We start from the raw sequence: 14,856 nt of genomic DNA, 5'->3' as shown, positions 1-14,856 counted from the left end.
GAAACCTCAATCTAGCGGATAGATTCACCAATTTGGCGGATAGGCTCCCCAATCTAGCGGATAGGGTTTCCAGTAGCACTCGCTGTTCAATAACTCTAAATAAAGTTTAAACACGTGAATAATAAATATTCACGTGTTAGATGTTTTTAAATTATCAATAATAAATTTATTACTTCGCCTGAACCGTAACAACATCGCTTGGGTCAGTAGCTTCAAGAGCCTCTTTCTCGCCCTTTTCCACATTAACTATTTGAAGCAATACAATTCCTATAATAAAGAACACGATTAATGACAAGATACCAAACCGGCTGCTTCCTGTTAAACCAGCCGCAAAACCAAATACTGCTGGTCCGATAATCGCTGCAAACTTGGAAGTTATGCCATAGAAACCAAAGAATTCGGCATGTTTATTATGAGGAATCATCTTAGCAAAAATTGATCGACTTAAGGCTTGAGCTCCACCCTGAACCATCCCGACACAAACAGCTAATAAATAAAAGTGAAGAGCCGATGTCATAAAATAGCCCAGAATAACGATCACTACATAAACCATTAAGGCTAAGGTTAAAGCCTTTTTAGCTGACATCCATTTAGCTAATTTCGAAAAGAAAAACGTACAAGGGATACCTACAAATTGTGTAATAATCAAAGCAGCAATTAAATCATTTGTCCCAATTCCAATTGTCTTGCCGTAGAAAGTCGCCATTCTTATGATGGTTGAAATACCATCTGAAAACATCCAAAACGCGATAATAAAAATTAATAATTGCTTATAATGTCTGAGTGTTCTAAATGTATCCGTGATACGCCCGAAACCGATTGAAACGTAGGATTTCGTTCGTGGCTCTTGAGGAGCAACCTTATCTTCTTTTATGTTTTTAAACAGAGGGAGTGAGAAAATAAACCACCACATACCAACTGTTACAAAAGCTAATTGTGTCGCGATTTTATCATTTGGTAAACCGAACCACTGGTATTTCATAATCATTAGGAGGTTTATAGCTAATAATATTCCACCTCCAATGTATCCAAATGCATATGCCCAAGTGGATAAACGATCCATGTCTTCTTTTTTGGCTACATGTGGCAAGAAGGCATCGTAAAATACATTACCACCTGAAAAACCGACTGAAGCAAAGATAAACAAAACGGACGCTAAAATGTAATTACCTTCATTGATGGTAAAAAGTAAGACTGTAGCGATCATTCCCATATAAGCAAAAAACCTAAGGAACTTCATTTTAGCTGCTGAATAATCAGCAATGGCACCTAATATTGGCGCAAGAACAGCAACAATCAGAACTCCAATTGCTGTTGTAAATGAGTAAAAACTTGTAGCAGCACCTTCAGACAAACCTTGGGCCGCCACACTCTGATAATAAATAGGAAACACTGCTGCTAAAATAGTGGTTGCAAATGCTGAGTTGGCCCAGTCGTACATCATCCAACTACGTTGTAACTTCTTGTCCATCCCCCATCACTCTTTTCTTTTTTCTTTTAGCATATCAAACTACTTAACCATATAGCTATTATATTTCAGAAAATTTACATTTATTTAATTATTATGCTTGCTTTTGTACATTTACAAACATCTTTTGATAAACATCAGACTCTTCTTTCATGCCTTTTTCCAAATAAGTTTTGGATAACCATTTAAGAGGCAGCGCTTCATCAGGTTTCAATTCCGACTCCATACTAAAGCATTCAATCGCCTGGTCCCAGTGCTTAAATTCATAATACAATTCCCCTAAGGTTTGCATATGGTCAAGGTCTTCATTCAGTTGATATAACTTACCGAATTTCTGGATCACTGCTGAGTGATCTTTAAATGGCTCTAACCACTTTTTGATATAAAATAAATCATGCTTCTGCAGCATTGCTCCAATATATTTATACAGCAAATCTTCTGCTAAAGCATGATTGTACTCAGTCACCTTTAATAACAAAGGCTGTAACTGATCAACATCTATATTTTTTTGTGGTGATTCTAATAATAATTGGGTAACTTCTTCTAAATCCTGCTCGGAGATGTCCATTTCATACGTAGTCATTAATTCAGCAACTTTATCAAATTGATTTGTTTTTATATATAGTTTGAAAAGGTCTTCTTGAATAGGTAAAAAGTGATTTTGATTTATTAACTGTTCTAGAATTTGAATTTTTTCATGATCGGAGATTGGTTGAAGCTCATTAAAAAATGAATTATACAATTCTTCTTGTGGGTGATTTTTAAGGTGTTCGTATTGCCATACTAACAATTCTAATTTACGGCCGTCAGCTTTCAGTTTAGACACATACTGCTCCGCATAACGATCTTGCTCAGAAAACATAATCTTTTCCGCTTCAATCGGATCTTTACGGAAAAATTCTTCAGTTCGGTCATAATACATTTTTGAAAAATCTTTGTAAATTAAGTCACTCGATAAAGACTTAACCAGGCTATGGTTAGGCGCAAAATCTTTAAGGATACAAATTAGTTGGTAAGCAGAAAATAACTGTCCATTTCTTCTTAACTCATAAAACATGGATTTAATTTCTTCAAACAGTTGCTTTTTAGATATGAAAGATTCGAAAAATGTTAGAATATAGGCTTTATCATGTGAAGAGTATTGCTGATTTAATTTACGCAGGAGTTGTTTATTGTTTAGTATTTTTGAAGTTTGATTAGAGGTAATCAAAGTATTAATGAATGGATGTGGTGCGTCATAGATATGTCCACGTTTAAAGGCATTTTCTATATAAGAACCACGACGTAGCTTGGACGTTTTTTTAGCTGTGAGGAAATGATTTTGGTAATAAAATAAATAATATAATTCTTCATTGTCACTCATTGCTTCAATAATTTGCCCACGAACATAATAAGCCACTCGTTTGGCCCGAAGCTTGATGGGTTTATTCTTTTGATCTTGTATCAAAAATTGATTTTGTATCATAATCAACCCTCCTATTTATACTTACTTTAACATAATTATATGCTAAATGATGGATTAATAATTATAAATTATAAAACCTCTTCGTATTCAAGTATAAATTGTTATAGACATCTTTTATGTCACACCGCTTAATTTCAGCAATTTTACATACAGACTCATGCATCATTTTAGGATGTGTCATTTGGCCGGAAAATGGTCCTTCAAATGGCCACGGTCCATCCGTCTCAACCATCAATTGCCTTAACGGATAATCTTTCACAAGCTTTTGAATCTCACCTTCATACACGACATCTGGTGTGACTGAAACCATATACCCATTATTGATCATTCGTTCGATAGTTTTTTCATCTCCTCTAAACCAATGAAAATGAGCTTCTGAAATTGAAAAACTCTCAAGTAAATCACAGACAATTGTAGCATCCTCGTAAATCGCATGCAGTACCACAGGCAGTTCTAATTCTTTTGCTTTATGCAAAAACACTCTAAGGAGTTCAAGATATGGTTCAAGTGATAGACTCGAGTCTTCTTTTCTTAAATAGTAAGGTAAGCCCACTTCCCCTACTGCTACAATTTGATCCTTATGATGGCTAATCTCAGTTAAAATGTCACTGACTTCTTCTACATCAGGAATTTTTTGCTCAGGGTGATATCCTAAAGCAACCTTCACCCTGGAATCTTGTTTAGCAATTTCGAGGTTATGTCGACAGGATTCAAGGTTTCGAGATACTGAGATTAGATTCGTAATTTTATAAGGTTCTAATTCGTGTAATAGTTTAGATTTTTCCTCTTCTGTATACATATCTAAATGAATATGGGTATCCACAGTTAAATCATGCATGAGACAACCTCATTTCCTGATAGATTTCCTTCTTCAACTCTATAAATTCTTCTGAGAGTAACAATTCTTCTTCTCTAGGGCGACTGAATGATATATTAAATTCCTTTAGAACCGTTGCTGGTCTCTGTGATAGTATGATTACGCGATCTGATAAGAAAATAGCTTCTTCAATGTTATGGGTGACAAACAAAATAGACCGCCGATGTTCCGCCCACATAGACAGCAGCCACTTCTGCATGTCCGTACGTGTAAATTCATCCAGTGCAGAAAAAGGTTCATCCAGTAATATTAAAGATTGCGGACTTAGAATGCTTCGGATAAAAGAAGCTCGTTGCTTCATTCCACCTGATAGTTCATAGGGGTATGCGTGTTCATATGAGCCTAAACCAGCCCGCTCAATCATTTGTAATGCTTTTTTACGATCCTTCTTCCCTACAATTTCCTGCCCGAGTAAAACATTATCCAAGATTGAACGCCATGGAAATAATGAGGGTGATTGCGGGGTATAACTGATTGACCCCGGCTTCCCCTTAATACTTTTGTTTTTAAGTAAGATATCGCCAGAAGTTGGCTCACTAATTCCACCAATGATTCTAAACAACGTACTTTTACCACTGCCTGAGGGTCCTAAAATAGACACAAATTCCCCTTCTTCAATTGAGAAATTAATGTCGTCTAGCACATGATTTTCACCAAATGATTGACTAATATTTTGTACATTAAGATGTTTCATTAGAATCCCTCTTTTCTGATGAGTGCCAACGAATAACGACTTTTTCTAACCACATAATGAATAAAAAGAAAAGTAAGCTTATCGCAACAATGATAAAAATCGCAACGAACACTCGATCTGGGCGAAATGATGAGGATGCAAGTGTCATATAGACACCTAGTCCTTTACTCGCTCCAAGCCACTCAGAAATCACAGCCCCCATCACACTATAAGTAGCTGATATTTTTAAACCCGAGAATAGGTATGGTAACGCACTTGGCCATTCTAATTTCCAAAAGATTTGCTTCTTATTCGCACCAGCCATTTTCATATAATGCATTAAGTCGCGATCTGTTTGTTGGAAGCCACCTAATAGCGATATGGCTATAGGAAAAAAGCATACTAGTGTGATAACTAAAATTTTAGGAAACATTCCAAAGCCAAACCAAACGACTAACAAAGGTGCCAGTATAATGATAGGGATGTTTTGAGATAAAATGATAAGCGGGTACATCGATAGTCTTAAAAATTTGACCAGATGCAGAGCAACCGCTACGATGATGCCAATACTGCTTCCAATAATAAACCCTATTATGATTAATTTGGATGTGGCTAACACGTGGCCATAGTAGTTTGGCCACTCCGCAACTCCTATTTTAAATATTTCACTAGGTGCAGGTAATAACCATTTCTGAATCTCAAATACAATAACAGATAATTCCCAAATGATAAAGAGAAGGATGAGGACCAGAATTGGTCGCCATCCTTGCTTCAAAAGTTTTCTCATGATTTATACTTCTCCGTTAAGGCATCCATAGAAGCACCTTTAGGATTATAAACAATCTTAATTTGAGACATCACACTCGGGCACCCGACTTCAACCATTTTTTCATTCATTTTTTCAACAATGGCTAAAAGTTCTGTGAGCTCACCCTCCATGGTTGTCTCCAGTGGATTTACTTGATATTTAACTCCTGATTCATCAATAACTTTAATTGCTTCATCCACGTAAGGAATGACATCGTCATTGTTTTGGGTTTTAGGTATGATTTGAACACTTAAGAGTGCATTTGCCATGTATTAGTCCTCCTCTGGCAGGAACTCATTCGTAAATGCCTGTTCTGCATCTAGTTCACTTTCTAATAAATCGTGTTCGTACATCCATTCAGCATAGTTTTCCCAGACTTCTTGTTTTTGAAGTCCCCACTGTGATGCGTCATCTTTATATTTAGGTGCTAACCACTCCTGGCTCGCTTTAACCAGCTCAGCATCTAAATCTGGTTCAGCTTCAATTAAAATATTGGCAGCTTCTACAGGGTTGTCAATGGCGAACTGATAGCCTTGTGAAGCAGCTTTCATGAACTTACTTACTGTCTCCGGGTTATTCTCAATCATATCCTCATTTGTAGCTAATACTGGTGTATAATAATCTAGTTTTTCACTGTAATCCGTTAAGTAAACCATATTAATGTCAGTATCGCGAAGTTCAGCTTCGACACCCGTCCATCCATAATAAATCCAGGCAAAATCAATATCATCGCGTTCTACGGCTGTAAAAAAGTCTGAATCTCCCATATTAACGATATCAACTTTACTGACATCCGCGTTCTCTTGTTGCATAACTGAGGAAATTACTGCTTTCTCAAGCGGTGCACCCCAGCCACCATACGTTTTACCTTCAAAATCTTTCGGTGAAGTAATTCCCTCTTCTTCTAACGATGCGAAACCTGATGTATTATGCTGAATCACTGCAGCTATCGATACGATTGGTACATCTTGTACTCTAGCTTCTGTAATACTCTCTTGATAACTCACACCGAAATCGGCTTTACCTGACGCCACTAGCTGATCTGCACCAGCTTCACCAGGCATGATGATTTCAACATCTAACCCTTCTTCCTCAAAGTAGCCTTTATCTCTAGCTACATATAACCCTGTATGGTTAGTGTTAGGTGTCCAATCAAGTACAACTTTAATCTCTTCCAATTCATCTTTACTAGTATCCTCGTTCCCACCACATGCTGTAAGTAAAACTAATAAAACTCCTAAGATCATGAACTTCTTCATGACATAGTCCCCCTTCAATTTACTTAGCCATAAGTTGGAGGATATAAAAATGCCCTAGGCTACACCTAGGGCACACGAATGACAGTTCATCTCATACATTACGGTGTTCCCTACGCTGGTCTTAGCCAGTTCAGGTTCGAAGAGTCAGTATCTTACGGATACAATCTCAACCAGCAACACTGGTCCCCCTACAACTTATGTCTAGTTTATTTATTTTCAATAATAGTTTGACATATCCATCTAAGCATTTCAACTTATTTTTGTTCGGCCTTCGTTTTTGTTTCATCATAGTTTCCAAGGTAACGATTTAGTTTGCCGTTTACTAGAAATGCCGTTTCATAAAAACATTTATTTAAGAAATAACGATCGTGAGACACACAAAGTACTGTGCCTGTAAATTGATCAACAGCTTCTTCCAGCACTTCCTGCGACTCCACATCTAAATGGTTCGTTGGCTCATCTAAAATTAAAAGATTAATATCCTGATGCATAAAAATTGCAAGCTTTAATCGCATTCTTTCGCCACCACTTAGTTGGCTTAACTTTTGAAAGACAGAAAAACCATAGAACATGAATCGAGCTAGTATTTGTCTTGCCTGCCCTTCCGTTACGCGAATATGTGACCTAAAGTAATCAATCAGAGTGGTATTTGCATCCGCTTCATTTAGCGGTTGTTGTGATAAATAGCCGATATGAACTTGTGAACCCAGATTGACCTCACCTTCTGACGGACTTTCTAACCCCATCATAATTTTGAGTAAAGTCGACTTCCCGCTACCGTTTCGACCAACAATAGCTAATCGATCTTTGAATCGAATATGAAGATTGATACCGTCTAGTATGATTTCATCATCATATTTCTTCTTCAGTTCACTAATTTTAACGACATCTTTTCCACTTCGTTGATCCATTGAAAATTCGAGGTTCATTTTTTTCGGATCAATTAACGGACGATCGATTTTTTCCATTCGATCCAGTGCTCGCTCCATATTTCGCGCTCTTTTATGCAACCCTTCGTTTGGCGGATTCGCTTGATTGGCCCAAATTTTGAGTCGTTTAATCGCCTCTTTCATCTTCTTAATCTTTTTCTGTTGCTCCTCAAAAGCTCTGAATTCCGCTAAAAGTCGCTCCTCTTTTTCCTTAACAAAATATGAGTAATTACCGTGATAGATATTTAGTTCTCCATCTTCTAAATCATAGATTTTGTTAACGACTTGATCGAGAAAATACCTATCATGAGAGATTATACATACCGCACCTTCATACTGTTTAAGGTAATCTTCCAACCATTCAATCGACTGAACATCTAAATGGTTAGTCGGCTCATCTAATAATAGGACCTCTGGATCTTCTAATAAAATTCTTGCCAGACCGACCTTTGTTTTCTCACCGCCACTTAGCGATTCAAAACTATGATCTAAAAATTGCTGTATACCAAGCCCATTTGATATCCGGTCAATCATGGCATCAACTTCGTATCCACCTAACCTCATGAATCGCTCTTGAACTTCACCATATTTAGCCATGGCACGCTCAAATTGATCAGGGTCTACCATTTTCGCCTCAAGTTTTTCCATTTGAATTCTTAAGTCATTCAATTCTTCAAAACTGTCTTCTAGATAATCTCTCACGCGACCTTCATATTCTGGAATCTGTGCTAAATAACCCACTTTAGCACCTTTTCTAACGAAGATTTGTCCTTGATCTAATGGTTCCAGTTCAGTCATTAATTTAAATAAAGTCGTTTTACCACTTCCGTTACGGCCCACTAAGCCAATACGCTCGCCTGCATTAATTTCTATCGTTAAATTTTCAAAAATAATTTCACTACCAAATATTTTTTTCGCATCTTTTAATGTGACTAACATTTTGTTTCCTCCTTTAAACATAAAAAAGCCCAAGGAATCTACCTCTCCCTTGGGCACGAATACTACGCTTTACTCAACATAAATTATAAAATCCACATGATTAACATATGGATTCCAACAAATTCATTATTCGATATCGGTTAGGTTAGAGATCCAACACAAGTTCATATTCTATTGCTAAAAATGGACACACTTGTCCCTTGAGCAACAGAATCATGAATAAGAACACGGCATTCATAATTAATAATTGAATTCATGACGTGTGTTCTTGTGTTTAACATCTCTACCTTCACCTCCTTTTAGTTAATCAATATCATAGCAAATGTTTTAATCCGTGTAAAGTTAATCTCAAAGCATTCTGGAAAATATCCCATATATCATATACACTAATCTTCATAAGAATCATGAAAGGACGTCTGTTATGAACATCCGTTTATTCGCAGCAGCTTATCTAATCAATGAGAACCAAGAGATCTTATTTTTACAAAAGCAAAACAATGCTAGATTTCTAGCTGGACATCTAGTACCTATCGGTGGACATATGGAAGATGATGAAGTCAAAGTTCCATTAAAGGCCTGTTATAGAGAAATCGAAGAAGAAACCGGACTCCAACCAGAACAAATTACGAACTTAAAATTTAAATATATCATGCACCGAATCAAAGAAAATGAAATACGCATTCAATACTTATTTTTTGGAAATGTGAGCAGAAACTTAGACCTTATAGAAAGTGAGGAAGGGGAGCTGAAGTGGATTAAACCGGATGACATCGATCATTTAGAAATGACAGCTGCAACTAAAGAAATCATCAAGCATTACATAAGCATTGGTCAACTGACGGATGACATATACGTGGGTACAATGGGGTCTTCTGATAACAAGCCAGAAGTTAATTGGGGAATACTGAGAGATTGGGAAATATAGAATACCTAGAGAAAATAAAGACTGATATTCAGCAATATCAAATGATATCATTCAGTTGAATATACAGAAAAGCAACTTTGATAATCTTTTCCAAAGTTGCCCTTTAATTTTATTCTTGATTCAGTTTTTCTTGTTTAAGTTTATAAATAATGTTTTCTAACACTAGTAATTTTTTTTGAAAATCACTTATAAATTTATGTTCTTCACTAAAAGGACTCATATAAATTTTCTCGCTAAATAGAACATTTCTTGTCATTTTTGACTCAAATGATATACGATCTAAATCTTCTATACTTATACTTGATGGATCTTTACTTAATAATTTCTCATCAATCAAATCAAATACATATTGTAATTTCTTAATAGCTATTTCATTTATATTATCAGCTGTTGATACCTGCATACTATTTTCAAAGGAATTTTTAAACTCTCTTAGATCTTTTAAATGTGTTTCAGCAGTGACAGGTTCGGAATCGTAATAAGCACTAACAAACGTACTAAAAATTGAACTAAAATAAATAAATAACATAATCAAAATAAACCCAACAGAGCATATAAGAATTCGTTTAGTCGATTTAGTCACAATGTGCGCCTCCCCGTGTAACTGAACTTCCACTTTTTAATAATATTAACACAATTATGTATTTTTTAACATTTAAAAACGTGAATTCCTTTACGAATTCACGTTTGATATAAGTGATTTTATTTTTATTCGATCGCTTGACTAACATCGTAGTCTTCAATATTTAATTCCATTTGTTCGCCGCGAGCTAGTTTCGCAAGTTCTGCGCCTAAATAAGGGCCACTTGTGAGTCCTGAAGCTCCTAAGCCATTTGCCACTAGTAAGCCGTCAACTTGTGGTACAGGTCCAATTACAGGTAAAAATCCAGGTGTGTAAGGTCTGAAACCAACTCGTGCTTCAACTAATGAACTATCATCTAACCCAGGGGCAACCTCTAAGCCTTTACCTAAAATTTCATGAATGGCACCTGTTGTTGTTCGATAATCAAACTCCACTTCATCAGTTCGCGTTGCACCAATAACAACTCGTCCTTGTTCAAACGATAAGATATAAGCGTTATTCGGCGGCATTATTACTGGCCAGTCTTTTGTTTCAGTATCAGGTAAGTCCAAATGAATAATCTGAGCTCGCTGATGCGTCACTTTAAAATTAAGACCGAGTGGTTCTGCTAATTGTTTAGCCCACGCTCCACTCGTATCAATGACCTGATCAGCTTTAATACTCTCACCGTTAACATAAACACCTTGAACTTGATTTGTGTCTGTTATAAATTCAGCTGAGCCATGGATAACTTTAGCCCCATGTTTTTCCGCCGCTCGAAGCAGGGCATCTCTCATGGCACGTCCATCTACACGTGCTCCACCACTTACATAGACTGCACCATACTCATCTGATAAAAGCGGGAACATTTTTTGAGCTTCATGAGGTGTCAATAATCTAATTTCTCCGATCTCAGGAGCATCCTCACGTCGTTTTTCGGCACGCTCAACCATTTTCTCAAGCTTAGTTTGATCAGTATGTAAGCTAAGGGTCCCCACCTGCTTATAACCAACGTCAGTTTCACCATCTTCCGCCAGTCGCTGTACAAGTTCCGGATAATACCTTGCTCCGCCTTTAACCATGCGGTACCATGCTTTATTCCGTCTTTGGGAGAGCCACGGACATACAATTCCTGCTGCTGCATCAGTGGCCTGCCCTAAATCTTTTCGGTCAATTAATATAACATCTTCGCCTTTTTTTGCTAAATGGTAAGTAGTGGACGCACCAAGGATGCCACCACCAATTACGATCTTTGCCATGTCTTTCACTCCAATAGTTTACATTCACAGTCATTATAGTATATATCATTTCTTCATCATACTGCTTTCCATTATAATAATAGTAACAATATATCCAGTAGGAGGTCACCACATGCAGAAGCTTCAATTCGAAAAAAAGTGGGACAAGACCATTTCAGATCAAGATCGAAGTAAAATTGAAGAGGTTTTTGATGAAACTCAAGAATCAGATGAAGAATTTGAGGCCGTAACAGTTTGGCATGCGAACAATCACAAAGGTGAGCTGTTAGTAACAGCATTAATCCATAATCGCAGCGATCAAACAGTGTTATTTAGGGATACCGATGTGATTTACAAAACACTTGATGAACAAATTGCTGAGCGCACATTTGATATACCTGCCTTACAGATTCCACCTAAAACCAGTATGCCATGGACATTCATTTTTCCAGACTTTACGTTGGAAGATTCAAATCTTGGGCTCTTAAAAATAACTAATTATGTTAAAAAATAAAGAAAGGCTGACTATTATTTTAGCCAGCCTTTTTCTTGTATTTTAGAAACAGCCTCAACTCGATTGGAGACTTCTAATTTATCAAATATAACAGAAATATAGTTTCTTACCGTCCCATAAGTTAAATACAAATCCTTCGCAATCTCCTTGGTACTTTTTCCATCAGCAATTAACTTAAGGACTTCTGTTTCACGTTCAGTCAGTGGGTTTGGCTCCTCAAAAGCCAAGTCAATCAGTTCTGGCGCATAAACTTTTCGCCCGGTCATAATTGATCGAATCGAACTAGCTAGATCTTCGCTGGGACTATCTTTTAATAAATAACCACTGACTTGTGCTTTTCTTGCTCGTTCAAAATATCCTGCACGGGCAAAGGTGGTTAAGATAATGGTTTTACATGGAAAATCAATCATTTCTTGTGCAGCATCGAGTCCATTTTTAACTGGCATTTCAATATCCATAATACATATATCAGGTTCTAATTCTTTAACAAGTTCGACCGCTTCCTGCCCATTTGAAGCCTTTCCTACTACTTCCATATCATCTTCAAGGTCAAGTAATGAGCCTAATGCTCCCAGTAACATATTCTGATCTTCTGCTATGACAATTTTAATCATTGTGCACCCTCCCCTTTAACTTGTTGAGTTATATTTGGAATTTTAATTTCTATCATAGTCCCTTGCTGGCTTTCGATTTTCACTTCACCATTAACGAATTCCAAGCGTTCAGAAATTCCCCTTAAACCATGACCTTTCGTTGTACGTGGCTGACTTAATCCAATCCCGTCATCCTCAATGATTAATTTGAGCTCATCTGAGGTTTCGCTGACTTCAATGGAGCAGTAATCAGCTTGACTATGCTTAACGACATTCGTCACCGCTTCCTTTAAACACATACTCAATACATCTTCTACAAGAGCGGGAGATTGTTTCAACTCTTTATTACCTTTGATTTCAACAGCAATACCTGCTGCGTTAAGCAGTTGAGATACATGTTCAAGTTCTTCATCTAATTTTGCTCCACGCATGTCAGAAAGCATTTCTCTTACTTCCTTTAATGCGGAGCGGGCTGTTTGATTAATATCAGCTAATTCATTTTTCGCTTTAGAGGTGTCGCGATCGATTAAACGATTGGCTAAATCACTTTTTAAACCAATCATTGAAAGTTTTTGTCCTAATGTATCATGAAGATCACGGGCAATACGTTGGCGCTCCTCATAAACTAATAACTGTGAAATTTTTTCATTGGCATCGACTAACTGAGCTTCTAATTTTTGACGCTTCAAACGGTTATATGTATTAATGGGCAGTAAAATAACCCCAAGTATCGTGATGATAATAAAAGGTAATTGATATTGAAATAGCTCTTCTTGAGTTAACACACTGAAGCCGGCAGCCGCCATCGTCGTGACTAGGTGAACAACATAAAGCGTGATAAAGCCACCTTTGTGTTTGACATTTCCGATAAAGAAAGCCAAAAATAACGCAAAATAAACATAGCCGTAAAAGAGTGACATCCCTATACTTATGGCCATCATGATTGAGACACAGACATATAAAAACCAGCCGTTCGATAAAAACGACAAACGGTAAGCCAAGAAGAAAATTACAATTAAAACAAAGCCAAGAATTACTTCAAACCATGAGGTTGACCGAAATATAAAATAGAACGGCAGTAGGCTGAAAATAATCCAGACATATATACTTAAGCTTAAATTTTTTGGAAAAATATTATACCAATTTTGCATTGAATGATGTCCTTTCAAACTGGATGACTCTTATTATATCAAAGAAAAAGCCCTCAATAATAATTGAAGGCTTTACAAGTCGTTTAAACTGTTTCTTTTCTATTTAAGTTAACTTTTTGAGAAGACTCTTTTAACAGAGGTTTAACTTCTTTAAAACTAACGAATCGCTTATGATCTTCATCAAATAATCTAAAGCGAATTGATTTCAAGCTTGATTTCATCGTAATCGTTGTAGCTTGCTGAAGAGGTGGTGTTGACTCATGCACATCTTCTAAATTGTAGTTCGGAACTTTAGGGCTTAAGTGATGCACATGGTGATAACCAATGTTTCCTGTTAACCACTGCAATACTCTTGGCAGCTTGTAATATGAACTTCCGTCAATCGCTGCTTTCACATAGTCCCACTCTTCTTCATCTTCAAAGTAAGAATCCTCAAACTGGTGTTGGACATAGAATAACCAAATTCCTAACATGCCTGAAACGAACATAATAGGTAATTGAACGATTAAGAAATTCTGCCAACCAATCGCTAAAATTAATAAGGCTGAAATCGCAACAATCGATACATTTGTTAAATAAGTGTTATAGCGCTCTTTTTTCTTAGCGTCTTTTCGGTTTTTACGATTAGACACAAAGAATAAAAGTAGTGGTCCTAAAACAAACATAACGAATGGATTTCTATATAGGCGGTACTGTAATCGCTCTAACTTAGAAGCTTTTACAAATTCTTTGACCGTCATAATCCATACATCACCTGTCCCACGCTTGTCCAAGTTACTACTTGTCGCATGGTGAATCGAGTGCTCGCGCTTCCATTTTGAATAAGGGAACATCGTTAAAATACCTGTGAATGTACCGAGATAATGGTTGATTTTTCTATTTTTAAAGAATGATCCGTGACAACAATCATGGAAAATGATAAATACTCGAACTAAAAATCCTGCTGCTAATATTGAACATGCTAACGATAGCCAAATCGAAACAGAAATCGACGCATAGGCTAAGTACCATAGGATAAAGAATGGTGGTAAAGTGTTAATGATTTGCAATACACTAGCTTTCGTATCTGATTGTTCAAATTCTCGTATGCTTTTCTTTAACTGAGCTAATTTTGAATGACCCATAATTGCCTCCTTGAAACGAACTGTTTTTATTACCTACTCCTAATTTTAGATAACGACTGCTTTATACAATAGTCATGAACGTCAGTACTTTTAATTAACATTTGTCATATCATTGTCGATTACTGTAGTTATAGGATAATCAGGAGGCACCCAATTATGAGCTGTTTTGCAAAGTCGTTGCAGTTATCAGTAGGAATATGTGACAAATGTCATATTAGTTGGATTCGAATTGGAAGGTAATGGATTATTTTGGCTTTCTGTTTGACTTTTTCGAATTCTATTGGGCTATTTCAGATTTCTATTACAAACTTATTTGCTTATACATCACATA

General features: G+C 36.6%; 16 protein-coding genes and 1 riboswitch. Of the genes, 2 read left to right on the top strand and 14 right to left on the bottom strand.

Features of this window, described 5'->3' with window-relative positions; genetic code table 11:
* Positions 1-169: 169 nt before the first annotated feature.
* The 9 genes from E3U55_RS16640 to E3U55_RS18025 form a co-directional block, all read right to left on the bottom strand.
* Positions 170-1,471, bottom strand: a complete 1,302-nt coding sequence (locus E3U55_RS16640) for an MFS transporter (protein WP_134341609.1) — start codon at positions 1,469-1,471, stop codon at positions 170-172.
* A 91-nt stretch (positions 1,472-1,562) separates the two neighbouring features.
* Entirely contained in the window at positions 1,563-2,933 is a 1,371-nt protein-coding gene (locus tag E3U55_RS16635) for a hypothetical protein (protein ID WP_134341608.1), read from the bottom strand.
* 61 nt (positions 2,934-2,994) lie between these two features.
* A complete protein-coding gene (locus E3U55_RS16630) occupies positions 2,995-3,771 on the bottom strand; it encodes a TatD family hydrolase (RefSeq protein ID WP_134341607.1) in 777 nt (258 codons plus the stop codon).
* Positions 3,764-4,504 carry an ABC transporter ATP-binding protein gene (locus E3U55_RS16625; protein ID WP_134341606.1) on the bottom strand — a complete coding sequence of 247 codons (741 nt, stop codon included), beginning with the start codon at positions 4,502-4,504 and terminating at the stop codon, positions 3,764-3,766. The genes E3U55_RS16630 and E3U55_RS16625 overlap by 8 nt, the downstream gene beginning before the upstream one ends.
* Complete coding sequence (locus tag E3U55_RS16620) at positions 4,491-5,270, bottom strand: ABC transporter permease (RefSeq protein WP_134341605.1); 780 nt, start codon at positions 5,268-5,270, stop codon at positions 4,491-4,493. Before E3U55_RS16620 ends, E3U55_RS16625 begins: the two co-directional genes overlap by 14 nt.
* Positions 5,267-5,560, bottom strand: coding sequence for a thiamine-binding protein (locus E3U55_RS16615; RefSeq protein WP_134341604.1), 294 nt, complete (start codon positions 5,558-5,560; stop codon positions 5,267-5,269). The genes E3U55_RS16620 and E3U55_RS16615 overlap by 4 nt, the downstream gene beginning before the upstream one ends.
* A gap of 3 nt (positions 5,561-5,563) precedes the next feature.
* Positions 5,564-6,550 (bottom strand): ABC transporter substrate-binding protein, encoded by a 987-nt coding sequence (locus tag E3U55_RS16610; protein WP_134341603.1) that lies wholly within the window; start codon positions 6,548-6,550, stop codon positions 5,564-5,566.
* Between the two features lie 90 nt (positions 6,551-6,640).
* Positions 6,641-6,750, bottom strand: a riboswitch (TPP riboswitch).
* Positions 6,751-6,804: 54 nt separating this feature from the next.
* Positions 6,805-8,418 (bottom strand): ribosomal protection-like ABC-F family protein, encoded by a 1,614-nt coding sequence (gene abc-f, locus E3U55_RS16605; protein ID WP_134341602.1) that lies wholly within the window; start codon positions 8,416-8,418, stop codon positions 6,805-6,807.
* Positions 8,419-8,582: 164 nt separating this feature from the next.
* Positions 8,583-8,675, bottom strand: coding sequence for an RAxF-45 family protein (locus tag E3U55_RS18025; RefSeq protein ID WP_407644127.1), 93 nt, complete (start codon positions 8,673-8,675; stop codon positions 8,583-8,585).
* A 164-nt stretch (positions 8,676-8,839) separates the two neighbouring features.
* Between E3U55_RS18025 and E3U55_RS16600 the strand changes: the two genes are divergently transcribed.
* Positions 8,840-9,343 (top strand): NUDIX domain-containing protein, encoded by a 504-nt coding sequence (locus E3U55_RS16600; protein ID WP_134341601.1) that lies wholly within the window; start codon positions 8,840-8,842, stop codon positions 9,341-9,343.
* 109 nt (positions 9,344-9,452) lie between these two features.
* On the opposite strand, the gene E3U55_RS16595 is transcribed toward E3U55_RS16600, so the two are convergent.
* Together E3U55_RS16595 and E3U55_RS16590 are read right to left on the bottom strand one after the other, a co-directional pair.
* Complete coding sequence (locus tag E3U55_RS16595; RefSeq protein ID WP_134341600.1) at positions 9,453-9,926, bottom strand: hypothetical protein; 474 nt, start codon at positions 9,924-9,926, stop codon at positions 9,453-9,455.
* A gap of 125 nt (positions 9,927-10,051) precedes the next feature.
* Entirely contained in the window at positions 10,052-11,164 is a 1,113-nt protein-coding gene (locus tag E3U55_RS16590) for an NAD(P)/FAD-dependent oxidoreductase (RefSeq protein ID WP_134341599.1), read from the bottom strand.
* A gap of 112 nt (positions 11,165-11,276) precedes the next feature.
* On the opposite strand from E3U55_RS16590, the gene E3U55_RS16585 reads away from it, so the two are divergent.
* Positions 11,277-11,657, top strand: coding sequence for an SLAP domain-containing protein (locus E3U55_RS16585; protein ID WP_134341598.1), 381 nt, complete (start codon positions 11,277-11,279; stop codon positions 11,655-11,657).
* Between the two features lie 14 nt (positions 11,658-11,671).
* Here the strand turns inward: E3U55_RS16585 and E3U55_RS16580 are convergent, their stop codons facing one another.
* From E3U55_RS16580 to E3U55_RS16570, 3 genes are all read right to left on the bottom strand, one after another.
* On the bottom strand, positions 11,672-12,271 hold the full coding sequence (locus E3U55_RS16580) for a response regulator transcription factor (RefSeq protein WP_134341597.1): 600 nt from the start codon (positions 12,269-12,271) through the stop codon (positions 11,672-11,674).
* Positions 12,268-13,419, bottom strand: coding sequence for a sensor histidine kinase (locus E3U55_RS16575; RefSeq protein WP_323740427.1), 1,152 nt, complete (start codon positions 13,417-13,419; stop codon positions 12,268-12,270). The genes E3U55_RS16580 and E3U55_RS16575 overlap by 4 nt, the downstream gene beginning before the upstream one ends.
* A gap of 65 nt (positions 13,420-13,484) precedes the next feature.
* On the bottom strand, positions 13,485-14,525 hold the full coding sequence (locus tag E3U55_RS16570) for a fatty acid desaturase (protein WP_134341596.1): 1,041 nt from the start codon (positions 14,523-14,525) through the stop codon (positions 13,485-13,487).
* Positions 14,526-14,856 lie beyond the last annotated feature (331 nt).

It is taken from the genome of Filobacillus milosensis, from assembly GCF_004402015.1.
Lineage (GTDB): Bacteria > Bacillota > Bacilli > Bacillales > Alkalibacillaceae > Filobacillus > Filobacillus milosensis.
The sequence above is the reverse complement of the archived record's forward strand: the minus strand, read 5'-3'. Positions and strand labels throughout refer to the sequence as shown.

Bases quoted from the DNA above. Each gene is read 5' to 3' on its own strand.
- E3U55_RS16585 (WP_134341598.1), top strand. From the start codon at position 11,277: ATGCAGAAGCTTCAATTCGAAAAAAAGTGGGACAAGACCATTTCAGAT.
- E3U55_RS16600 (WP_134341601.1), top strand. From the start codon at position 8,840: ATGAACATCCGTTTATTCGCAGCAGCTTATCTAATCAATGAGAACCAA.
- abc-f (WP_134341602.1), bottom strand. From the start codon at position 8,418: ATGTTAGTCACATTAAAAGATGCGAAAAAAATATTTGGTAGTGAAATT.
- E3U55_RS18025 (WP_407644127.1), bottom strand. From the start codon at position 8,675: ATGAATTCAATTATTAATTATGAATGCCGTGTTCTTATTCATGATTCT.
- E3U55_RS16570 (WP_134341596.1), bottom strand. From the start codon at position 14,525: ATGGGTCATTCAAAATTAGCTCAGTTAAAGAAAAGCATACGAGAATTT.
- E3U55_RS16625 (WP_134341606.1), bottom strand. From the start codon at position 4,504: ATGAAACATCTTAATGTACAAAATATTAGTCAATCATTTGGTGAAAAT.
- E3U55_RS16630 (WP_134341607.1), bottom strand. From the start codon at position 3,771: ATGCATGATTTAACTGTGGATACCCATATTCATTTAGATATGTATACA.
- E3U55_RS16635 (WP_134341608.1), bottom strand. From the start codon at position 2,933: ATGATACAAAATCAATTTTTGATACAAGATCAAAAGAATAAACCCATC.
- E3U55_RS16580 (WP_134341597.1), bottom strand. From the start codon at position 12,271: ATGATTAAAATTGTCATAGCAGAAGATCAGAATATGTTACTGGGAGCA.
- E3U55_RS16615 (WP_134341604.1), bottom strand. From the start codon at position 5,560: ATGGCAAATGCACTCTTAAGTGTTCAAATCATACCTAAAACCCAAAAC.
- E3U55_RS16610 (WP_134341603.1), bottom strand. From the start codon at position 6,550: ATGAAGAAGTTCATGATCTTAGGAGTTTTATTAGTTTTACTTACAGCA.
- E3U55_RS16620 (WP_134341605.1), bottom strand. From the start codon at position 5,270: ATGAGAAAACTTTTGAAGCAAGGATGGCGACCAATTCTGGTCCTCATC.
- E3U55_RS16640 (WP_134341609.1), bottom strand. From the start codon at position 1,471: ATGGACAAGAAGTTACAACGTAGTTGGATGATGTACGACTGGGCCAAC.
- E3U55_RS16590 (WP_134341599.1), bottom strand. From the start codon at position 11,164: ATGGCAAAGATCGTAATTGGTGGTGGCATCCTTGGTGCGTCCACTACT.